The sequence below is a fragment of the Nocardia sp. NPDC127606 genome (assembly GCF_042671725.1).
Classification (GTDB): Bacteria; Actinomycetota; Actinomycetes; order Mycobacteriales; family Mycobacteriaceae; genus Nocardia.
In genome coordinates this window covers 35,999-56,078 of the sequence record NZ_JBHXWQ010000011.1, presented here as the reverse complement: position 1 = coordinate 56,078, position 20,080 = coordinate 35,999, and the positions used below count along the sequence as shown (strand labels likewise).

20 protein-coding genes are annotated in these 20,080 nt (G+C 68.7%); 17 read left to right on the top strand and 3 right to left on the bottom strand.

Annotated elements, in window-relative coordinates:
* Positions 1-15: 15 nt before the first annotated feature.
* The 5 genes from ACFVJ5_RS32555 (at position 16) to ACFVJ5_RS32535 (ending at position 6,374) form a co-directional block, all read left to right on the top strand.
* Entirely contained in the window at positions 16-1,311 is a 1,296-nt protein-coding gene (locus tag ACFVJ5_RS32555; RefSeq protein WP_379226128.1) for an amino acid deaminase, read from the top strand.
* 9 nt (positions 1,312-1,320) lie between these two features.
* A complete protein-coding gene (locus tag ACFVJ5_RS32550) occupies positions 1,321-2,934 on the top strand; it encodes an amidohydrolase family protein (protein ID WP_379226396.1) in 1,614 nt (537 codons plus the stop codon).
* Positions 2,931-3,572: a bifunctional 4-hydroxy-2-oxoglutarate aldolase/2-dehydro-3-deoxy-phosphogluconate aldolase gene (locus ACFVJ5_RS32545; RefSeq protein WP_379226126.1), complete on the top strand. Its 642-nt coding sequence runs from the start codon at positions 2,931-2,933 to the stop codon at positions 3,570-3,572. Before ACFVJ5_RS32550 ends, ACFVJ5_RS32545 begins: the two co-directional genes overlap by 4 nt.
* Positions 3,573-3,582: 10 nt before the next feature.
* Positions 3,583-5,016 carry a GntP family permease gene (locus ACFVJ5_RS32540; protein WP_379226124.1) on the top strand — a complete coding sequence of 478 codons (1,434 nt, stop codon included), beginning with the start codon at positions 3,583-3,585 and terminating at the stop codon, positions 5,014-5,016.
* A 260-nt stretch (positions 5,017-5,276) separates the two neighbouring features.
* Positions 5,277-6,374: an FAD-dependent oxidoreductase gene (locus tag ACFVJ5_RS32535; protein ID WP_379226122.1), complete on the top strand. Its 1,098-nt coding sequence runs from the start codon at positions 5,277-5,279 to the stop codon at positions 6,372-6,374.
* Between the two features lie 2 nt (positions 6,375-6,376).
* Here the strand turns inward: ACFVJ5_RS32535 and ACFVJ5_RS32530 are convergent, their stop codons facing one another.
* On the bottom strand, positions 6,377-7,354 hold the full coding sequence (locus ACFVJ5_RS32530; protein WP_379226120.1) for an MBL fold metallo-hydrolase: 978 nt from the start codon (positions 7,352-7,354) through the stop codon (positions 6,377-6,379).
* 47 nt (positions 7,355-7,401) lie between these two features.
* Here ACFVJ5_RS32530 and ACFVJ5_RS32525 point away from each other — a divergent pair, with 47 nt between their 5' ends.
* Positions 7,402-7,809 carry a MerR family transcriptional regulator gene (locus ACFVJ5_RS32525; RefSeq protein ID WP_379226118.1) on the top strand — a complete coding sequence of 136 codons (408 nt, stop codon included), beginning with the start codon at positions 7,402-7,404 and terminating at the stop codon, positions 7,807-7,809.
* Positions 7,810-7,837: 28 nt separating this feature from the next.
* Here ACFVJ5_RS32525 and ACFVJ5_RS32520 read toward each other — a convergent pair whose 3' ends face one another.
* The gene (locus tag ACFVJ5_RS32520) at positions 7,838-8,818 is read right to left on the bottom strand and encodes a helix-turn-helix transcriptional regulator (RefSeq protein ID WP_379226116.1); all 981 of its coding nucleotides are present in this window, start codon (positions 8,816-8,818) and stop codon (positions 7,838-7,840) included.
* 62 nt (positions 8,819-8,880) lie between these two features.
* Between ACFVJ5_RS32520 and ACFVJ5_RS32515 the strand changes: the two genes are divergently transcribed.
* The 10 genes from ACFVJ5_RS32515 (at position 8,881) to ACFVJ5_RS32470 (ending at position 17,879) form a co-directional block, all read left to right on the top strand.
* The gene (locus tag ACFVJ5_RS32515; RefSeq protein ID WP_379226114.1) at positions 8,881-9,372 is read left to right on the top strand and encodes a pyridoxamine 5'-phosphate oxidase family protein; all 492 of its coding nucleotides are present in this window, start codon (positions 8,881-8,883) and stop codon (positions 9,370-9,372) included.
* A 126-nt stretch (positions 9,373-9,498) separates the two neighbouring features.
* Positions 9,499-10,068, top strand: a complete 570-nt coding sequence (locus ACFVJ5_RS32510; RefSeq protein ID WP_379226112.1) for a TetR/AcrR family transcriptional regulator — start codon at positions 9,499-9,501, stop codon at positions 10,066-10,068.
* Entirely contained in the window at positions 10,065-10,631 is a 567-nt protein-coding gene (locus tag ACFVJ5_RS32505) for a hypothetical protein (RefSeq protein ID WP_379226110.1), read from the top strand. Before ACFVJ5_RS32510 ends, ACFVJ5_RS32505 begins: the two co-directional genes overlap by 4 nt.
* Positions 10,632-10,689: 58 nt before the next feature.
* Positions 10,690-11,913, top strand: coding sequence for a cation:proton antiporter (locus ACFVJ5_RS32500; protein ID WP_379226108.1), 1,224 nt, complete (start codon positions 10,690-10,692; stop codon positions 11,911-11,913).
* A gap of 27 nt (positions 11,914-11,940) precedes the next feature.
* Complete coding sequence (gene argC, locus ACFVJ5_RS32495; protein ID WP_379226106.1) at positions 11,941-12,999, top strand: N-acetyl-gamma-glutamyl-phosphate reductase; 1,059 nt, start codon at positions 11,941-11,943, stop codon at positions 12,997-12,999.
* The gene (argJ, locus tag ACFVJ5_RS32490; protein ID WP_379226104.1) at positions 12,996-14,222 is read left to right on the top strand and encodes a bifunctional glutamate N-acetyltransferase/amino-acid acetyltransferase ArgJ; all 1,227 of its coding nucleotides are present in this window, start codon (positions 12,996-12,998) and stop codon (positions 14,220-14,222) included. Before argC ends, argJ begins: the two co-directional genes overlap by 4 nt.
* A complete protein-coding gene (gene argB / locus ACFVJ5_RS32485; protein ID WP_379226102.1) occupies positions 14,219-15,133 on the top strand; it encodes an acetylglutamate kinase in 915 nt (304 codons plus the stop codon). Before argJ ends, argB begins: the two co-directional genes overlap by 4 nt.
* Positions 15,130-16,332 (top strand): acetylornithine transaminase, encoded by a 1,203-nt coding sequence (locus tag ACFVJ5_RS32480; RefSeq protein ID WP_379226100.1) that lies wholly within the window; start codon positions 15,130-15,132, stop codon positions 16,330-16,332. Before argB ends, ACFVJ5_RS32480 begins: the two co-directional genes overlap by 4 nt.
* Positions 16,329-17,261, top strand: a complete 933-nt coding sequence (gene argF, locus ACFVJ5_RS32475; RefSeq protein WP_379226098.1) for an ornithine carbamoyltransferase — start codon at positions 16,329-16,331, stop codon at positions 17,259-17,261. The genes ACFVJ5_RS32480 and argF overlap by 4 nt, the downstream gene beginning before the upstream one ends.
* A gap of 114 nt (positions 17,262-17,375) precedes the next feature.
* On the top strand, positions 17,376-17,879 hold the full coding sequence (locus ACFVJ5_RS32470; protein WP_378636937.1) for an arginine repressor: 504 nt from the start codon (positions 17,376-17,378) through the stop codon (positions 17,877-17,879).
* Here ACFVJ5_RS32470 and ACFVJ5_RS32465 read toward each other — a convergent pair whose 3' ends face one another.
* Positions 17,880-18,443, bottom strand: coding sequence for a TetR/AcrR family transcriptional regulator (locus tag ACFVJ5_RS32465; protein ID WP_379226096.1), 564 nt, complete (start codon positions 18,441-18,443; stop codon positions 17,880-17,882). It lies immediately after the preceding gene.
* A gap of 126 nt (positions 18,444-18,569) precedes the next feature.
* Between ACFVJ5_RS32465 and ACFVJ5_RS32460 the strand changes: the two genes are divergently transcribed.
* Entirely contained in the window at positions 18,570-20,027 is a 1,458-nt protein-coding gene (locus ACFVJ5_RS32460) for an MFS transporter (RefSeq protein ID WP_379226094.1), read from the top strand.
* The last annotated feature ends 53 nt before the right edge of the window (positions 20,028-20,080 follow it).

Sequence of the window (20,080 nt, the reverse complement as noted above, 5' to 3'; positions counted from 1 at the left end):
ACAGAAAGGGATGCTGTGATCATCGACAACGACGTCGTGGACGCCCTCGCCGACGAGTTGCTCGGACCCCACGACAAGAGCGCGCCGGCCGCGGCGTGGGGGAGTGCCGTGCGCGAATATCTCGCCGGCGCACCGCGACTCGATCAGTGGCAGACGCCGTTGCTCACCCTCGACCGCGGCGGGCTCGACGCGAACCGCGACCTCATGGCCGAGTGGACCGCGGCAGCGGGCGTCGCGCTCGCCCCGCACGGCAAGACGACGATGGCGCCGCAGCTGTGGCGCGAGCAGCTCGTGGCCGGATCGTGGGGGATCACCGTGGCCACCGCGTGGCAGGCACAGCTCGCGCGTTCGTTCGGTGTCGGCCGGATCATGCTCGCCAATACTCTGCTCGACCCGGTCGGATTGGCTTGGGTGGCAGCCGAATCGGCGCGCGAGGCCGACTTCGAGTTGTACTGCTGGGCCGACGGCGTCGCCACCGTCGAACTGATGGACAAGATCCTGCGCGAGACGGTTGCGGGTCCGCGCGTGCGCGTGTTGGTCGAGCTGGGGGGACCGCACGGCCGGACCGGCGCCCGCACCCGGGCCCAAGCGCGCGCGGTCGCCGCCGCCATCGGTGCGAGCGAGCGGCTGAGCCTGGCCGGAGTGGCGGGCTACGAGGGCGCGCTGGCTCACGATCGCAGCGCCGAGGGTGTCGCCGCGGTGCGCGGCTATCTGCGCGAACTGGCCGCGCTGCACACTGAACTCGGTGCGGCAGGGGCCTATTCGGGCCCGGCGGTGGTCACCGCGGGCGGCAGCGCCTACCCCGAGCTCGTGGTCGAGGAACTCGCCGGACTGGCCGACCCCGAGGGTGCGCGCGGTGTGCCGACCACGGTGGTTCTGCGCAGCGGCGCCTACGTCGTCCACGACGACGGCTTCTACGCGGGAATCTCCCCGCTCGCCGCGCCCGCGAAGGAGCCCGGCCTGCGGTCCGCCATGCACGGCTGGGCCAGGGTGGTCTCGCGGCCCGAACCGGAGCTGGCCCTGCTCGACGGCGGCAAACGCGATTTTCCCTTCGACGAGGGTCTGCCGGTGCCTCAACTGGTGGTCGGCGGCACCCTTCCGCCGAACGCGGTGGTCACCGCGTTGAACGATCAGCACACCTTCCTGCGGTTGCCCGGCGCCGATGCGGGCGACCTTCCGGTCGGCTCCATCGTGCGTCTGGGTCTCTCACACCCCTGCACCGCGTTCGACAAGTGGCGCCTGATCCCGGTGATCGACAGCGTCGACGCGCCCGATCCGCGCGTGGTCGACCTGATCCGCACCTACTTCTGACGGATGACCATGACGCACCTGCTCTTTCGTGACATCGACATCGTCGACGGCACCGGCGCCCCACGCACCAGGGGCGACGTGCTGGTCCGCGACGGCCGCATCGCCGAGATCGCGCCACCCGGCACTATCGGCTCCGACGCGAGAATCGTTCCGGTACAGCCGGGCTCGGTCATCGCACCCGGATTCATCGACATGCACGCGCATTCCGACCTCTACCTGCTCACCCATCCCGATCACTTCCCGAAGATCACCCAGGGCGTCACGACCGAGGTGATCGGCCAGGACGGGCTGTCCTACGCGCCGATCGACGAGGCCGTACTCGCGGTGGTGCGCAAGCAGATCGCCGGCTGGAACGGCAACCCGGGCGACTTCGACTTCAGCTGGCGCACCGTCGCGCAATACCTGGACCGCCTCGACCACGGCATCACCCCCAACGCCGCCTACCTCGTTCCGCAGGGCACGCTGCGCATGCTCGTCGTCGGCAGCGAGCAGCGGGCGGCCACCGCCGCCGAGATCGACCGGATGTGCGCGCTGCTGGCCGAAGGGTTCGAACAGGGTGCGGTCGGCATGTCCAGTGGGCTCACCTATACGCCCGGAATGTACGCCGACACAGGCGAACTCGCGGCGCTGTGCGCGGTGGTCGCCTCCTACGGCGGCTTCTACGCACCGCATACCCGCTCCTACGGCGCGGGGGCGCTGGAGGCCTACGCGGAGATGATCGGCCTGGCGAAAGCGACCGGCTGCGCGCTGCACCTGACCCACGCCACCATGAACTTCGGCGTGAACCGTGGGCGCGCACCGGAATTCCTCGCGATGCTCGCCGCGGCCCGCGCCGACGGTTGCGACATCACCCTCGACACCTATCCCTATCTGCCCGGCTCGACCACCCTGTCCGCGCTGCTGCCCAGCTGGGCGATGTCGGGCGGTCCCGACGCCGCGCTCGCCCGGCTCGACGATCCGGCCGAGCGCGCCAGGATCACCGACGATGTCGACGTCAACGGCTCCGACGGCTGCCACGGCGTCACCGTCGAATGGGAGACCATCCAGATCAGCGGCGTCGGCGACGACGCGCTCTCGGATGTGGTGGGCCGCACCGTCGCCGAGCTCGCGACCGAGCGCGGCATCGCCCCGGCGGAGGTGTTCTTCGACCTGCTGCGCCGCGACCAGCTCGCCACGACGATCCTGCAGCACGTCGGCCACGAGGAGAACGTGCGCGCCATCATGGTCGACCCCGGCCACATGGGCGGCAGCGACGGCCTGCTCGTCGGCGCCCGGCCGCACCCGCGCGCCTGGGGCACCTTCCCGCGCTACCTCTCGCGCTACGTCCGGGAACTGGGCGTGCTCGGTTTCGAGGACTGCGTGCATCACCTCACCGGCCGCCCGGCCGCGCGGCTCCGCCTGGCCGAACGCGGCCTGATCCGGCCCGGTTACGCCGCCGACCTGGTCGTCTTCGATCCGGCGACGATCCACGACACGGCGACATTCGAGCATCCCCAGCAGCAGGCCCGCGGCATCCAGCACGTGCTGGTCAACGGCGAATTCGCGCTGCAGAACGGCACCGCGACCGGCGTGCGCGCCGGTCGCTCCCTGCGCCTGGACCCCACGAAGGAGGAAACCCGATGAACCCGATGCTGAGCTCGTCGTCGGAGGCCATGGACGTGATCCGCGCGGATCGCGCCCTCACGGTGGTCCGCGCCCCCGCCATCCCCGATCCGGCCGCGCTGGCCGAAGCGCTCGCGGGCGCCGGTCTGCGCGCGGTCGAACTGACCTTCACCACTCTCGGTGTGCTCGACGCGATCAGCAAGGCGAGCGCGGTCACCGATGCCGTGATCGGGGTCGGCACCGTCACCACCCGTGCGCAGGCCGAAGCCGCCGTCGAGGTCGGCGCCCGCTTCCTGGTGACACCCGCGCTGCGCCCCGAGGTCGCCGAAGTGGCGGCGGCACACACGATTCCGGTGATCATGGGCGCGTTCACGCCGTCGGAGGTCCTCGCCGCGGCGGAGCTGGGGGCGGCGGCGGTGAAGATCTTCCCGGCTCGCGCGCTCGGCCCGCAGTACTTCAAGGATCTGCTCGGGCCGTTCCCGCACATGTTCCTGATCCCCTCCGGCGGCGTCAATTCCCACAACGCCCGCGACTTTCTCCGAGCGGGCGCGATCGCGGTCACCGCGGGCACCGAAGTAGTCGCCCCGACCGACGTCGAGGCCGCGCACTGGTCCCACATCGGCTCCAAAGCCGCGCATTTCGTTCATTCGCTGGATTGAGAGGTTTTCCATGGGCGCCACCATCGACTGGTTGCGCACCACCACCCCCGGGTTGCTGGTGCTGTGCGGTCTCGCGATCGCTGTCCTACTCATCGCCATCATCAAGGTCAAACTGGAGCCGTTCGTCGCGCTGCTGCTGACCGGACTCCTGCTGGCGCTGGCCGCCGGGCTGCCGATCTCCCAGATCGTCGGCACACCGCTGAAAGCCGGTGAGTCACTGCTGGAAACAGGCTTCGGTGGCATCCTCGGCCACATCGCGGTGATCATCGGTCTGGGAACCGTGCTCGGCGCGATCCTCGAAAGATCCGGTGGCGCCGATGTTCTCACCGACAAACTGCTGAAGATGTTCGGCGAGAAGGGCGCTCCCGTCGCGATGGGCCTGCTCGGGCTCATCTTCGGCATCCCGGTGTTCTTCGACATCGGCATCTTCGTGCTCGCGCCCCTGGTCTATGTCGCGGCCAAGCGCGGCGGGCGTTCGCTGGTTCTCTACGCCATGCCGATGCTCGCCGGTCTGTCGATGACGCACGCCTTTCTGCCGCCGCACCCCGGCCCGGTCGCGCTCGGTGGGCTGCTCGGGGTGAGCCTGGGCTGGCTGATTCTCATGGGCTTCGTCTGTGGCATCCCGGGTTTCATCGCCGCGGGCATTGTGTGGGGCTCGTATATCGGTAAGCGCGTGCAGGTTTCGGTGCCCGAGGAGTTCGTGCCGTTGGAGCCCGAACCGGAGCCGGAGCAGGCCGAGGGTTCGGGTGGGACCGCGGTGGTCACGAAATCGCCGCCCTCGGTCGCGCTGATCGGCGGCATCATCGCGATCCCGCTCGTCCTGATCCTGGGCGCCACGTTCGGTTACCAGCTGCTGGAAAAGAATTCGACGCTGCTGCAGGTGCTCACCTTCTTCGGCACCCCGGCGGTCGCGCTGCTCATCACCGTGCTCGTCGCGTTCTATCTCCTCGGGATCCGGCGCGGTTCGACGGTGCAAGAACTGAGCACCATCACCGCCGAATCGCTCAAGCCGGTCGGCATGGTGCTGCTGGTGGTCGGCGCCGGCGCCTTCTTCGGCAAGGTCATCTCGGCCACCGGCATCGGCACGGCCCTGGCCGACACGATGTCCGCGGCGGGACTGCCGATCATCGTGCTCGCCTACCTGATCAGCTGTGGACTGCGCATCGCCCAGGGCTCGGCGACGGTCGCCATCGTCACCACCGGCGGCATCGTCGCGCCGCTGGTGGCCGAGCAGGGCTACTCACAGATGTCGATCGCGCTGATCGCCATGGCGATCGCGGCGGGCTCGATCATCCTCAGCCACGTCAACGACGGCGGCTTCTGGATCATCGCGAAGTACTTCAACATGACGGTGAAACAGACGTTGCAGACCTGGACGGTTCTCGAAACCATCCTGTCGGTGGTCAGTTTCGCGGTCGCGGCCTTGCTGTTCTCGATCGTCTGACATCTACCGCGAAGCCGGGCTGTCCCCACGGGGGCAGTCCGGCTTCGTGTTGGGCCGAGGACGGATCCGGCGAACGGCCGCGACCGACCCGGACGAAAGTCGGGACATGCCGGGCTTGCTGATCGATCTGCACGCAGGCGATGGTGCCCACGATGCGCCGACTCGGTGAGAATGGGCATCGTCCGCGGCTCGCCGAACAGCGTCAAGCGTGCCTGTGCGCGGACGCGGTTCGTGTCGTACTCGAAACGAGGGAGTGTGCGATGTCCACAGCAATCGTCGTCGGTGGCGGAATCGGCGGAATGGCCGCGGCGCTCGCGCTCGCTCGGCGGGGGTGGTCCGTTCAGGTGCTGGAACGAGCGCCGGAGGTCGCGGAGGTGGGTTCCGGGATTTCCCTGTGGTCCAACGCCTTACAGGCGCTGGATGCCCTCGGTGTCGGTGACACGGTCCGTGCGCAGGGTCTGGCGGAGGTATCGGCCGGAATCAGGGACGACCGTGGGCGATGGCTCTCACGCACCGATGTGGCGACCCTGCGCGAGCGGTTCGGTGCTCCGGTGGTGATCCACCGTGCCCGGCTGCTCGACATTCTGCGCGCGGCGCTTCCCGAAGGTGTTGTGCGCACCGGGATCTCGGTGCGCGAGGCGACGGCCGACGGCGCGGTCGTGCACTCCTCGGGCGCCTCGTCCGCCGACCTGGTCGTGGGTGCCGACGGGATTCACAGCGTCGTCCGGCGTGCGATCTGCGGCGAAGTCGCACCACGCTACGCCGGCTACACCGCCTGGCGCGCGGTGGTCGACATCGACGAGCCGCTCACCGAGTTCGGTGAAACCTGGGGTCGGGGCGCACGGTTCGGCATGGCCCCGCTCGCGGACGGTCGCGTCTACTGCTTCGCTGTCTACGACGCCCCCGAGAACGCCCCCGGCAGCCTCGCGGAAGTGCGTGACCGCTTCGACGACTGGCACCACCCGATCTCGGCCCTCCTCGCCGCCGCGGACCCGAACACGTTGCTGCACAACGACATCTATGACCTACCGGCGCTACCGACCTTCACCGCCGGTCGCATCGCCCTCCTCGGCGACGCCGCCCACGCGATGACACCGAACCTCGGCCAGGGCGGCTGCCAAGCCCTGGAAGACGCGGTGGTCCTGGCCCGCCTGGCGAGCGAACCCGACGGCCTCGCCCGCTACGACCGAGAGCGCCGCCCCCGAACCCAGATGATCGTCGCCCGCTCCGCCCGGATCGGCACCATCGCCCAGCTGTCCGCGCGCCCCCTGGTCACCCTCCGCAACACCGCATTACGCCTCACCCCCACCTCGACCCAGTTGCGCTCCATGGCAGAGATTCTCGACTGGACGTGTTGAGGTCAGCTCTCGCTCGACCGCGGGTCCTCGTGCCACGCGCACGCCGCCTGATGGTCGTGACTGGGAATGATGCGCACGGCGCCGCGGATCGCGTGCAGCCGGTGGACAGTTCGCCAGGTCTCGGTGCGGTCGTTATCGGCCAGCATGCCCGGATAGCCGGACTTCTGTCGTAGCTCCTCGGTCTGGAGGTTGTGCCAGATCGCGTCCCCCGCGAGCAAGACCGGACCGTGCTCGGTACGTAAGAGCAATCCGACGCTGCCCGGGGTGTGGCCGGACAGGTCGACGAGTACCACCGCGCCGTCTCCGAAGAGATCGTGGCTGCGAGCGAAGGTGAGAACGGGTGGACCGTCCAGATCGTAGAAATCGAGAGGTCGTTCACGAACGGCTCGCCGCACGCCGCCGACCGGCGCCACCGGACCCGTCATCGCCCACTCGTGCTCCGGTCGGTGCAGGCGCAGTGCCAGCCCGGGTAGATCGAGAAGGCCGGCGATATGGTCCCAGTGCAGATGTGTCGGCAGCGCGAAGTCGATGGCATCCGCCTCGATTCCGCTGCGATGCAGTGACTCGCGTATGTCGAGTACGTCCTTCGGAGGCGTCACCGCAAGCCGCAATATCTGGGGGAGTTCCACCACCGCTCGGTCCTGGACGTTGACGCAGATGCCCGGGTCCACCAGAAAGGTCGCAGTCGGATGCCGGACCACGAAAGCCGTCATCGCGGAATCGATCCGTCGCGGAGCGAACAGGCCTTCGACGATCGCTGCCGTCGGCACACTCTTGGCATTCTGCGCCAGAACTGTCAGCTCGACCGTCGTCGTGCCGCGTGGCAGGCCCTGATCGGGCAGCGAGGCCAGGAACCGGCGGTCGGGTCGTCGTGGCCGCAGGCCGCCCGTCAACGCCGATCCCACGGATCGGCAACAGCGCCACAAGTCCGGTGTCGCGACCGAGTCGATCAATGGTGTCCGATTGTCGATGTGTCCCATGCGAAGTACGCTATAACTTCAGGTCGACCTGAAGTAAAGGGGTGAATATGCCGCATTCCGACGAGCTGCGCCGCATCGGTGACGCCGCCGCCGAATTGGGCGTTGCCGCTCATGTCCTGCGCCACTGGGAGGACGCCGGTGTCCTCGTTCCGCCCCGCGCGCCCGGCGGTCAACGGATCTACAACGGCGCACTGATCGTTCAGGCCCGCCTCGTCCAGCTCTGTCAACGAGCGGGGCTGTCCCTGGCGGAGATCAAAGATCTTTTCGACACGAGGTCGAGGGCCCGGCGCGTAGCACTCTTCGCGGACAAGCAAGCCGAACTGCGAGCTCACGTCGACGACCTCACCCGAACGATCGACTTCCTCGGTCACGTTCTGCGCTGTACTCACCCGATCGTCGACGAATGCCCTGACTGCGTCGAGTTCAGCCGACCGGGCACCTCGAAGTCGGCGTAGGTTTCGCGGCGGCGCGGTGCCGGAGTGCCTAGGTGGCCGTCGGCCGGTGGTAGCGGGCGAGCACGGCTGCGGCGGTGGCGGTCATGGTCGCGCGGAGTTCGGGTGGGGTGAGGACTTCGATGTGTTCGCCGAGGGGGAGCAGCGCGTGGGCCAAGACTTCGTAGGACTCGGCGGGAATGGTGATGTCGGCCCAGCCGTCCGCGTCGGGGGTGCCCGTCGAGGCGAGGGCTTCGCGGACGGCGGCGGGGTCGTTCATGAGGCGCAGCAGGCTCAGGTGGTCGGTGGAGATCCGGCAGTGTGCGCGGACTCGCAGCATGGATCGGGCGAACTCCTCGGCGGCGGACTGCCAGTGCTGGGCGAGGTCGAAAGTCGATGGGCGGGTGAATGATTCGCCGGTGGGGACAGCGGTGGCGATGCGGCTCGCCCGGTACGAGCGGATGTCGGTGTGTTCGCGGGCGATCAGGTACCAGGTGCCCGCCTTCATAACCAGGCCGAGTGGGTCGAGGGTCCGTTCCACCGTGCGATCGCGGCGCCGGTAGGTGATCGCGAGGCGGCGGTCGTGCCAGAGTGCGTCGGCCACCGTGGCGAGGCTGGGGGTGTCGTCGGGGCGCTGGAACCAGCCGGGCATGTCGATGTGGACGCGTTCGGCGATCCGGGTCGCCCGGCCGCGTAGTTCCGGTGGGAGCGCGGCGAGCATTTTCAGCTGGGCGGTGGCCAGCACGGTACCGAGGCCGAGGTCGGCGGCGGCGCCGGGGAGGCCGGCGAGGAGGACGGCGTCGGCTTCGTCGGAGGTGAGGCCGGTGAGCCGGGTGCGGTAGCCGTCGATCAATCGCACACCCCCACCGCGCCCCGGCTCGCTGTACACCGGAACGCCCGCCGCCGAGAGCGCTTCCACATCTCGATACACCGTGCGCACCGACACCTCGAGCTCTCGTGCCAACTCGCTCGCGGTCGCACCGCCGCCCGCCTGCAACAGGAGCAGCAACTGCACCAACCTGCTCGCCCGCATATCTCGAGACTAGCCGCAAAACCTGACACAAGATGTCAAGGTTGCGTCGTACCGTACGAGATATGACCACGTGGAGCCAGTTCACCGAAGAAGCACCGAGCATCGCGGCCTTGTTCCAGCGCAGACACCAGGCCACCGGCAAGCTGTGCATGCTGGGCACCCTGCGCGCCGACGGATCGCCCCGCATCAGCCCGATCGAGCCGATGGTCTTCGAGGGCATGCTGGTCCTGGCCGGCATGCCGAACACCCGAAAATTCGACGACCTCGCCCGCGACCCGCGCTTCTGCCTACACACCGCCACCGTCGACACCATGGTCTCCGACGGCGACGCGAAACTCTTCGGCACCGTCACCGACCTCCAGGACGAAACCGTCCACGCCCGCTTCGCTCAAAAGCTGTTCGACGACAGCGGTTTCGACATCCGTGGTGAGAAGTTCGACCACTTCTACGTCGCCGACCTCACCGGCGCCTCCACTGTCGAAACCGACGACGACCATCTCGACATCACCGTCTGGAAGCCGGGTGCGGGCGAAACCGTCGTCCGCAAGCACTGAGTCATCCACGGGGACGATTGATCACCACGTCGACTTCCCGTGGGCACGGAGTCCGGTGATCAATCGTCCGGTGATGGGGCATTCGCGTCGGTTGATTATGACTGTCCAGTCAGTCATAATCGGGGCATGCCCAAGAGAGTGGACGTGGATGCCCGGCGCACCGAAATCCTGGATGCGGCCGTTCGGGTGTTCGCGCGCAAGGGCTTCGCCGCGTCCCGGATCGAGGATGTCGCGGCCGAGGCCGGTGTCGCGAAAGGCAGTGTCTACCTTGCGGTCAGCAGCAGAGAGGAGCTGCTGACCGCGGCGTTCGACCAGTACCGCGCTCGGGCGCGGGAACAGCTCGCGACTCCTGGCGCCGGTTCGGCACTGGATCAGCTGGCCGCGCTGATCCGGGCGACAGTCGCGATGCTGGCCGCTCATCCCGACCACGCCCGCGTGCTGCTGGATGTGTGGGCCGCCCGCACCCCGATTGACATGGCCGCCGTGTACGCGGAGTATCGCGCCGCGATCGCCGAGCTGCTGCGTGCGGCAGACGCCGACGGACAGCTGCGGGCGGGGATCGGGCCGGGGCACGCGGCGGTGATCGTCGGCGCGATCGAAGGCTGCCTGGTGCAGTGGCTCGCCGACGATCAGGTGCAACTCGTCGACCTGGCCGAACCCATCGTGCAGATCTGTGTGGAAGGCATCCGGCGATGACGATCACCGACCGGCTGATCGCCCCGAACACGACGAGAAGTGAAGCTGCCCTGTGCTATTCGGCGGCAGTCGCCGGCGCGGTGACAGCCGGTCTGCCGGCTCGGCACGCCGGCGGATCCGCGCTGGTGATCATCGTGGTCGCGCTGGTCGGGTTCGACCTTTTCGGTGGCGCCGTCGTGAACGCGACCGACTCGGCGAAGCGCTGGTTCCATCGGCCCGGCCGCGACGCCCGCCACCATCTCGCGTTCGTGGCGATCCACGGCCAGCCGTTCCTGCTCGCCCTGGTCGTGCCCGGGTTCGGCTGGTGGACGGCGGCCGCGATCTACGGGTTCGCCGTCGCGGCCGCTGTCGCGGTGACCTCGGTGCCGCACCACCTGCGCACCCCGGTCGCCTTCGCCGCCACCGTCTTCGGTGTCGCGATCACCTCGGCCGTGCTCGCGGTCCCCACGTTCCTGCTCTGGTTCGGACCCGTGCTGCTGATCAAACTCCTCCTCGCCCACCTCTTGCCGGAACCGGGCGCGGTCGACGAGCGAGCACCGATCACGCCTCGCCCGGTGGTGTGACAGCTCGCCCGCGCGCGGTTTCGGGGATCGGGCATACCGCTGTGCCACGATGACCTGCATGGATCTGCTCGCTTCCGAGGGTGTCGGCGATCCCTCGCCGATCGTCTCGCTGTTCTGGATCGCGCTCATCGCGGTGGTCGCACCGCTGCTGTCGCGGCTGGTGCGCGGGTATCTGCCCGATGTGGTGATCCTGCTGGTGGCCGGGGCGGTGGTCGGGCCGCATGTGCTCGGGTGGGCGAGCAGTGCGGGCGGGGTCGACCTGGTCAGCGAGTTGGGGCTGGGGATGCTGTTCTTGCTGGCGGGCTACGAGCTCGATCCACAGTTGCTGCGCGGCCGCTCGGGGCGGACGGCGTGGGTGGTGTGGATCGTGTGTCTGCTGTTCGCGTTCGTGATCGTCATGGTGGCGACGGACACCTCGAACGGCACCCGCGTCGCGGTCGCGATCGCGTTGACCTCGACCGCGCTCGGCACCCTGCTGCCGATTCTGAAGCAGGCGGGAATCCTCGACTCACGGCTGGGCCGGGCGGTGATGACACACGGCGCGGTGGGCGAGCTGGGGCCCATCGTGGCGATGTCGGTGCTGCTCACCAGTCGCGATGCGGGCAGCGCGGTGGTGGTGGTCGTGATGTTCGTGGTGGCGGCCGTGGTCGTCGGATTCGTGCCGGTGCGGATGCTCGACCGCATGCCGGATCTGGGCGTCGGGTTGGCCAGGCTGGGCGGTGGCACCTCGCAGCTGCCCGTGCGCGGGGTGGTGCTGCTGCTGTTGGTGCTGATGGTGGTCGCCGAGGTCTTCGATCTGGACGTGGTCCTCGGCGCGTTCGCCGCGGGCATGATTCTGCGGCGGCTCATCGCGGCGGGGCACCCGGATGTGGACTCGTCGCTCGAGGCGATCGGGTACGGGTTGCTGATCCCGGTGTTCTTCGTGGTGTCGGGCATGGGCATCGATGTGGCGGCGGTCGGCCGGAATCCGGCACTGTGGTTGTGGTTCGTGGTCACCATCGCGATCGCCCGCGGGTTGCCCGTCTGGCTGAGCGAGCGGTTCGTGCCGCGCGCGGACACCCTGCCGACCGGGCGCGAGCGCGTCGAATTGGCTCTCTATGCCGCGACGGGCCTGCCGATCATCGTCGCGGTGACCCAGGTGGCCACCCAGGCGGGCCTGCTGACCGCCGATGTCGCCTCGATCCTGGTTGCGGCGGGCGCGACGACCGTCCTGGTGTTTCCGCTGGTCGCGCGCTTGATCGGGGCGTCGGAGGCGAAGTCGGTCACACCCGCTCATGAATGAGCTTGCATAGTCGTGCATAATCATCACATGGTCGATACGTCGGGAGGACCCGTGTTGCGGGTGGCGGTTGCCGGTGCGAGTGGATACGCCGGTGGCGAAGTGTTGCGTCTACTGCTCGGTCATCCCGAATACCGAGCGGGGCGCCTCGAGATCGGGGCGCTGACCGCCGGTTCCAACGCGGGTACCGCGCTGGGCGCGCTGCAGCCGCATCTGCTGCCCCTGGCAGACCGGATTCTCGACGAGACCACCCCCGAGGTCCTGGCCGGTCACGACATCGTGTTCCTCGGCCTCCCGCACGGGCAGTCCGGCGCGATCGCGGCCGCCCTGCCCGACGAGACGGTCGTCATCGACTGTGGCGCCGACTACCGGCTCACCGACGCCGCCGCCTGGGAGCGGTACTACGGCAGTCCCCACGCGGGCAGCTGGCCCTATGGTCTGCCCGAACTGCCCGGTGGACGGGCGAAGCTCACCGGTGCCCGGCGGATCGCCGTGCCCGGCTGCTACCCGACCGTGTCCAGTGTGGCGCTGGCCCCGGCGATCGCCGCCGGGATCATCGAGCCCGCCGTGAATGTCGTTGCGGTGAGCGGCACTTCGGGTGCCGGTCGCAAACTCGATGTCGGTCTGCTCGGCTCCGAGGTGATGGGCAGCGTTCGGGCCTACGGCATCGCGGGCGCGCACCGGCACACTCCCGAGATCGCGCAGAACCTGAAAGCCGCGGGCGGCGTGGATGTCTCGGTGTCGTTCACTCCGGTGCTGGCGCCGATGCCGCGTGGCATCCTCGCCACCTGCACCGCCCCGGTGAAGGTCGACGCCGCGCAGGCGCGCGCCGTCTACGAAAAAGCCTATGCCGACGAACCTTTCGTGCACCTGCTACCCGAAGGCGTACTGCCGCAGACCGGTTCGGTGCTCGGCTCCAACGCCATCACCCTGCAGGTCACCGTCGATACCGACGCGGGTCTGCTCGTGGTGATCGGCGCGATCGACAACTTGACCAAGGGCACCGCGGGCGCCGCGGTGCAATCGATGAATCTGGCCGTCGGATTCGACGAGACCGCAGGACTTTCCACCGTAGGAGTGGCACCGTGACGACCCCTGATCCGCAGACCCCGGACCACGGCAAACTGATCCACACCCAGGGCGTCACCGCGCCACTGGGTTTCCGCGCGGCGGGCATCGCGGCCGGCATCAAGGCCAGCGGCAAGCCGGACCTCGCGCTGGTGCTCAACGAGGGCCCCGAGTACTCGGCGGCCGGTGTCTTCACCAGCAACCAGGTCAAGGCCGCACCGGTGCTGTGGTCGCAGCAGGTGCTGAAGACCGGTCACCTACGCGCGGTGATCCTGAACTCCGGCGGCGCGAACGCCTGCACCGGCCACGGCGGTTTCCAGGACACCCACAAGACCGCCGAGGAACTCGCCGCGGCACTGAGCAATTGGGGCACCGAGACCGGCGCGGGCGAGATCGCGGTCTGTTCCACCGGTCTCATCGGTGACCGCCTGCCGATGGACAAGCTCATCCCGGCGGTCACCGAGATCGTGCACGAGATGGGCGGCGGCATGTCAGGTGGCTCCGACGCCGCCCACGCCATCATGACCACCGACACCGTGCCGAAGGAGTCGGCGTTCCACAGCGAGGACAAGTGGAATGTCGGCGGCATGGCCAAGGGCGCGGGGATGCTCGCACCCTCGCTGGCCACCATGCTCGTCGTGCTCACCACCGACGCGGTGGCCACGCCCGAGCAGCTCGACTCCGCCCTGCGCAAGGCCACCAAGTACACCTTCGACCGGCTCGATGTCGACGGCTCCTGCTCTACCAACGACACCGTGCTGCTGCTGGCCAACGGCGCCAGCGGCGTCGCGCCCTCCCAGGAGGATCTCGACGCCGCGGTGTTCACCGTGTGTGACGACCTGGCCGCCCAGCTGATGGCCGACGCCGAGGGCGTCACCAAGCGGGTCCAGGTCACCGTCGCCGGCGCGGTCTCCGAGGACGAGGCGCTCACCGTCGCCCGCGTGGTCGCCCGCGACAGTCTGGTCAAGACCGCGCTGTTCGGCTCCGACCCGAACTGGGGCCGCGTGCTCGCCGCCGTCGGGATCGCACCGGTGACCCTGGATCCGAACCGGATCACGGTGTCGTTCAACGGCAATCCGGTCTGCGTCGACAGTGTCGGCGCGCCCGGCGCCCGGGAGGTCGACCTGTCCGGCGAGGACGTCGACGTGCTGATCGAGCTCAACGTGGGCGAGGGCACCGCGATGGTGCGCACCACCGACCTCTCGCACGCCTACGTCGAAGAGAACTCGGCGTACAGCTCATGAGTAACATTGTGGTGCACACGCTTTCGGCGCTGGACAAGGCGCACGTGCTCGCCGACGCGCTGCCGTGGCTGCAGAAGTTCCGCGACAAGATCGTGGTCGTGAAGTACGGCGGCAACGCCATGGTCGACGACGAACTCAAGGCCGCCTTCGCCGCCGACATGGCGTTCCTGCGCACCGTGGGCGTACATCCCGTGGTCGTGCACGGTGGTGGCCCGCAGATCAACGCCATGCTGAAAAGGCTCGGCATGGCAGGCGAATTCCGCGGCGGCTTCCGCGTCACCACCCCCGAGGTGATGGACGTGGTGCGGATGGTGCTGTTCGGTCAGGTGGGCCGTGAGCTCGTCGGGCTGATCAACGCGCACGGCCCGTACGCGGTCGGCATCTCCGGTGAGGACGCGCACCTGTTCACCGCCACCCGGCGCACCGTCGCCGTCGAGGGCGTCGCCACCGACATCGGCCTGGTCGGCGACGTCACCGAGGTCAACCCCGGCGCCGTGCTCGACCTGATCGACGCGGGCCGCATCCCGGTGGTCTCCACCATCGCCCCCGACGCCGACGGCGTGGTGCACAACATCAACGCCGACACCGCCGCCGCCGCACTGGCCGAGGGCATCGGCGCGGAGAAGCTCGTGGTGCTCACCGACGTCGAGGGCCTCTACACCGACTGGCCGGACCGCTCCTCGCTGACCGGTCAGATCGACACCGACGCGTTGGCGAAGTTGCTGCCGCGCCTCGATGCGGGCATGGTGCCGAAGATGGAAGCGTGCTTGCGCGCCGTGCTCGGCGGGGTCCCCAGTGCCCACGTGATCGACGGGCGCGTGCCGCATTCGGTACTACTGGAACTGTTCACCGGAGAAGGAATCGGAACCATGGTGACCCCCGCCGGGTCGCCGGATGGAACGCAATCATGAGCGAAGTAGAGAAGCTGCAGCAGCGGTGGTCGGCCGCGATGATGGACAACTACGGCACCCCGAAGGTCGCGCTGGTGCGCGGCGCCGGTGCGGTGCTCTACGACGCCGACGGCAAGCGCTACATCGACTTCCTCGGTGGCATCGCGGTCAACAGCCTCGGCCACGCCCACCCCGCCATCCTGGAGGCGGTCACCCAGCAACTGGGCACGCTCGGCCACGTGTCGAACCTGTATGCCAGCGAGCCCGTGATCGAGCTGGCCGAGAAGCTGCTGGCCCACTTCGGCGACGGTGAGGGCAAGGCGTTCTTCTGCAACTCCGGCACCGAGGCCAACGAGGCCGCGTTCAAGATCGCGCGGCTCACCGGGCGGGCCAAGATCGTCGCCGCCGAGGAGGCGTTCCACGGTCGCACCATGGGTGCGCTGGCCCTCACCGGTCAGCCGGCCAAGCGGACGCCGTTCGAGCCGATGCCGCCCGGCGTCGTGCACGTGCCCTACGGTGACGCCGCCGCGCTCGAAGCCGTGGTCGATTCCGACACCGCCGCGGTGTTTCTCGAGCCGATGATGGGGGAGAGCGGTGTGGTCGTCCCGCCGTTCGACTACCTGGCCAAGGCGCGTGAGATCACCTCGCGGGCCGGGGCGCTGCTGATCCTCGACGAGGTGCAAACCGGAATCGGGCGCACCGGAACGTTTTTCGCGCACCAGGCGGCGGGCATCGTGCCCGATGCGATCACCCTGGCCAAGGGTCTCGGTGGCGGGCTGCCGATCGGCGCCGTGCTGGCCCAGGGCCGGGCCGCCGAACTGCTCACGCCGGGTCTGCACGGCACCACCTTCGGCGGCAATCCCGTCTGTGCCGCGGCGGCTCTGGCCGTGCTGCGCACGATCGACTCCGACAACCTGCTGACCCACGTGGAGTGGGTGGGCAAGAAGCTCAGCGACGGCATCGCGTTGCTCGAGCATCCGGAGATCGACCACGTGCGTGGTGCGGGTCTGCTCATCGGCATCGTGCTGAAGAACGACATCTCCGCGTATGTCGACGAACGGGCCCGCGAGGCCGGCTACCTGCTGAACCCCGCCAAGCCCGACGTGATCCGGTTGGCGCCGCCTCTGGTGCTCACCGAAACCCAGGCCGACAATTTCGTCGCCGACCTGCCCGAGATCCTCGACAAGGCCGCCGCCGATGCTAAGGGAGCGACCAAGTGACCCTGCGTCATTTCTTGCGCGACGACGATGTGAGCCAGGCCGAACAGGCCGAGATCCTCGCCATCGCCGCCGAATTGAAGAAGGACCCCTTCGCGCACCGGCCGCTCGACGGCCCGCGCGGAGTCGGGGTGATCTTCGAGAAGAACTCCACCCGCACCCGCTTCTCGTTCGAGCTGGGCATCGCGCAGCTCGGCGGGCACGCGGTGGTCGTCGACGGTCGCGACACCCAGCTGGGTCGTGAGGAGACCCTCGGCGACACCGGCAGCGTGCTCTCGCGCTACGTCGACGCCATCGTGTGGCGGACCTTCGAACAGTCCCGCCTCGACGAGATGGCCGTCACCGCAACGGTTCCCGTGGTGAACGCGCTGTCCAACGAGTTCCACCCCTGCCAGGTGCTGGCCGATCTGCAGACGATCAGCGAGCGTAAGGGGACCCTCGCGGGGCTGAACCTCACCTACTTCGGTGACGGCGCCAACAATATGGCGCACTCGCTGTTGCTCGGTGGCGTGACGGCGGGCATGAACGTGACCGTGGCCGCGCCCGCGGGCTTCGAACCGCTGCCGTGGATCCTGGACGCCGCCGCCAAGCGCGCCGCGGAAACCGGTGCGACCGTGTCGGTCACGGGCGACCCGGAGGTCGGCGCGACCGGCGCGGACGTGCTCGTCACCGACACCTGGACCTCCATGGGTCAGGAGAACGACGGCCTCGACCGCGTCGGCCCGTTCCGTTCGTTCCAGCTCAACACCGAGCTGCTCGCCCACGCGGCTTCGGAAGCGATTGTGCTGCATTGCCTTCCGGCGCACCGCGGCGAGGAGATCACCGACGAGGTGCTCGACGGCGAACACAGTGTGGTCTGGGACGAAGCCGAGAACCGTTTGCACGCGCAGAAGGCGCTGCTGGTGTGGCTGCTCGCGAAAGCCGCCGCGTGAGACCGCGAACCGGGGCCGGCGTGGGGGCCAGGCGATGAGCGAGCGCAGCGAGCGGCCGGAAAACACAGCCGCCCGTGCGGTCATGCCGGAGCCGAGCGACAGCGAGGCGCAGGCATGAGCGCACCCGAGAAGGGCTCGCCCGCCATCGCCCGCACCCGCGCCGGCCGCCAGTCCCGCATCATCGAACTGCTGACCTCGCATTCGGTCCGCAGTCAGACCGAACTCGCCGCCCTGCTGTCGGCCGAGGGTATCGAGACCACCCAGGCCACCCTGTCGCGCGACCTCGACGAACTCGGCGCGGTGAAACTGCGCGCGGCCGACGGCGGCGCGGGCGTCTACATCGTTCCCGAGGACGGCAGCCCCGTGCGTGGGGTCACCGGCGGCACCGGCCGCCTGTCCAAACTCCTCGGCGACTTGCTCGTCTCCACCGACGCCAGCGGCAATCTCGCCGTCCTGCGCACCCCGCCCGGCGCGGCCCACTTCCTGGCCAGCGCCCTCGACCGCGCCGCCCTGCCCTACATCGTCGGCACCATCGCCGGTGACGACACCATCGCCGTCATCGCCCGCGAACCCCTCACCGGCGCCGAACTGGCGGCGAAAATCGAAGGCCTGGCCTGACTAACGCTGGACGCGCAGCCCCGCGAGCGCCACGTCGGTGAGCAGCGGTGCGGAGTCGGCCGCGGCTTGGCAGCCCGCGCCGATGCCGTGGCCCAGGCGCAGGATGTCGCGGGGGCTCACTTCGGGGCGGATGGCGCCTGCCTCCTGCACCGGAATCAGCACGCTGCCCGCGGCTTCGGCCAGCAGGGTGGAGCAGGCGGTGAAGGTGTCCGAGGTGCGATCGATGGCCGCTTTGAGAGTGGTTGCCAGGCCGTGTTTTTCGAGGATGTAGGTGACCAGTTCGCCGAACCAGGCGTCGAACGCGGCGAGGGGGGCGTGGGTTCGGCGTAATTCGTCGGCCCGTGCGGCGAGGGTCTCGATGTTGGAGCGGTACACCGCTTCCATGAGCGTGGTGCGATTCGGGAAGTGGCGATACAGCGTTCCTGGACCGACGCCCGCGCGCCGTGCGATGTCATCGAGGGGCGCGTCGGTGCCGTGCTCGGCGAACGCGTCGCGGGCGCAGTCGACGATGCGCTCGTAATTGCGGCGTGCGTCGGCGCGCATCGGCCGCGACGGTGCGTCCACGAGATCCTCCACTGGAAACGGATGAAGTCTCCGTTTAGTCTTGCGGAACCGGAGACTTTCTCCCTATGCTAACTCTGTCATAAACGGAGACTCTCTCCGTTTTAGTTCCTTGTTGATGGAGCGTTCTTGACTACCCCCACACTCTCCGAAAACGACCGGGTCGAACGCGTTCGGCCACGGATCGTCCTGGTCACCCTGCTGACCTGTCAGCTCATGATCGTTCTCGATATCACCGTGATGAATGTGGCGCTACCGCACATCAGGACCGACCTGGAGTTCAGCGCGACCGGCCTGTCCTGGGTGATGAATTCCTACACGCTCGTCTTCGGCGGCCTGTTGCTGCTCGGCGGCCGTGCGGGCGACCTGTTCGGCAGGCGCACCATGTTCATCGCGGGCGTGGTGCTGTTCACCGTGGCCTCGCTGGCCGGTGGCCTGGCGCCATCGGCCGGGTGGTTGCTCGCGGCCCGCGTGCTCCAGGGCATCGGCGGCGCCATGGCCGGGCCGAATACCCTTGCGCTACTGACCACTACGTTCACCGAGCCCAAGGCTCGAATCCGGGTGCTCGCTCTGTTCTCCGGGATGTCCAGCGCCGGATTCGCGATCGGCTTGATCGTCGGCGGGTTGCTCACGGAATGGTTCGGCTGGCGCTCGGTGCTGTTCATCAATGTGCCGTTCGGCCTGGTCATCGCGATGCTCGCATTGCGGTACCTGCCCGACTTGCCGCGTCGTGCCGCTCGGCTCGACCTGCCGGGCGCGGTGACGGCGACCGCGGGCGTGGCCGCCCTGGTCTACGGTTTCATCAGTGCCGCCTCGCACGGTTGGGGCGCGGCGGGCACCGACATCTGGCTCGCGGTCGGGGCGGCCTTGCTGGCGGCCTTCATCGCGATCGAACTGCGTGCGCCACAACCACTTCTGCCCCTGCACCTGTTCGCCGATCGCAACCGTGGCGCCGCCTATCTGAACATGTTCCTCGGGCCGATGGCAGGCATGTCGATGTTCTTCTTCCTCACGCAGTATCTGCAGGATGTGCTGGGAATGAGCTCGTTGGCAACGGGTTTCGCGTTCCTGCCCACGGCGGTGCTGATGTTCACCATGATCCGGCTGATCCCGCGGCTACTGGCGCGCTGGGGTCCGAAGCCGGTGACGCTCACCGGCTCCGTCGCCATGGTCATCGGACTCATACTGCTGACCCGGCTTTCGGAGAACTCCGGCTATTTCCCACTGCTGTTCGTGGCGATGGTCGCGATGGGCTGCGGTATCGGGCTGGCGTTCTCGCCGCTGAACGTGATCATCATGTCCACGGTCTCGCCCGACGAGGCGGGTGCGGCGGGCGGCGCCCTGCAGACCATGCAGCAGACCGGCGGCGCGCTGGGCTTGGCGATCCTGGTGACGATCTTCGGCACCGCCGCGCGCGACGCGGGCGGTTCACCCACCCATGCCCTGGTCGGCGGCATGACCGCCGCCTTCGCGGCAGCCGCCGTCATCGCCGCCCTGACCTTCCTTGTCGCGCTCACCTTCCGCAGCGTCCGCTCGCTCACCGAAAGTGAGGTGAGGGCCGCTGTTCCGGCGAGAGAGCAGACATAGCCGAGGCCGGTGCAGGTCTTGTGCGGCTCGATAGCCGACGGCCGCGAGTCGAT

What these genes read in the sequence shown, in the direction of transcription:
- ACFVJ5_RS32550 (WP_379226396.1), top strand. Translation starts at nt 1,321, where the DNA reads ATGACGCACCTGCTCTTTCGTGACATCGACATCGTCGACGGCACCGGC.
- ACFVJ5_RS32545 (WP_379226126.1), top strand. Translation starts at nt 2,931, where the DNA reads ATGAACCCGATGCTGAGCTCGTCGTCGGAGGCCATGGACGTGATCCGC.
- ACFVJ5_RS32540 (WP_379226124.1), top strand. Translation starts at nt 3,583, where the DNA reads ATGGGCGCCACCATCGACTGGTTGCGCACCACCACCCCCGGGTTGCTG.
- ACFVJ5_RS32535 (WP_379226122.1), top strand. Translation starts at nt 5,277, where the DNA reads ATGTCCACAGCAATCGTCGTCGGTGGCGGAATCGGCGGAATGGCCGCG.
- ACFVJ5_RS32530 (WP_379226120.1), bottom strand. Translation starts at nt 7,354, where the DNA reads ATGGGACACATCGACAATCGGACACCATTGATCGACTCGGTCGCGACA.
- ACFVJ5_RS32525 (WP_379226118.1), top strand. Translation starts at nt 7,402, where the DNA reads ATGCCGCATTCCGACGAGCTGCGCCGCATCGGTGACGCCGCCGCCGAA.
- ACFVJ5_RS32520 (WP_379226116.1), bottom strand. Translation starts at nt 8,818, where the DNA reads ATGCGGGCGAGCAGGTTGGTGCAGTTGCTGCTCCTGTTGCAGGCGGGC.
- ACFVJ5_RS32515 (WP_379226114.1), top strand. Translation starts at nt 8,881, where the DNA reads ATGACCACGTGGAGCCAGTTCACCGAAGAAGCACCGAGCATCGCGGCC.
- ACFVJ5_RS32510 (WP_379226112.1), top strand. Translation starts at nt 9,499, where the DNA reads ATGCCCAAGAGAGTGGACGTGGATGCCCGGCGCACCGAAATCCTGGAT.
- ACFVJ5_RS32505 (WP_379226110.1), top strand. Translation starts at nt 10,065, where the DNA reads ATGACGATCACCGACCGGCTGATCGCCCCGAACACGACGAGAAGTGAA.
- ACFVJ5_RS32500 (WP_379226108.1), top strand. Translation starts at nt 10,690, where the DNA reads ATGGATCTGCTCGCTTCCGAGGGTGTCGGCGATCCCTCGCCGATCGTC.
- argC (WP_379226106.1), top strand. Translation starts at nt 11,941, where the DNA reads ATGGTCGATACGTCGGGAGGACCCGTGTTGCGGGTGGCGGTTGCCGGT.
- argB (WP_379226102.1), top strand. Translation starts at nt 14,219, where the DNA reads ATGAGTAACATTGTGGTGCACACGCTTTCGGCGCTGGACAAGGCGCAC.
- ACFVJ5_RS32480 (WP_379226100.1), top strand. Translation starts at nt 15,130, where the DNA reads ATGAGCGAAGTAGAGAAGCTGCAGCAGCGGTGGTCGGCCGCGATGATG.
- ACFVJ5_RS32470 (WP_378636937.1), top strand. Translation starts at nt 17,376, where the DNA reads ATGAGCGCACCCGAGAAGGGCTCGCCCGCCATCGCCCGCACCCGCGCC.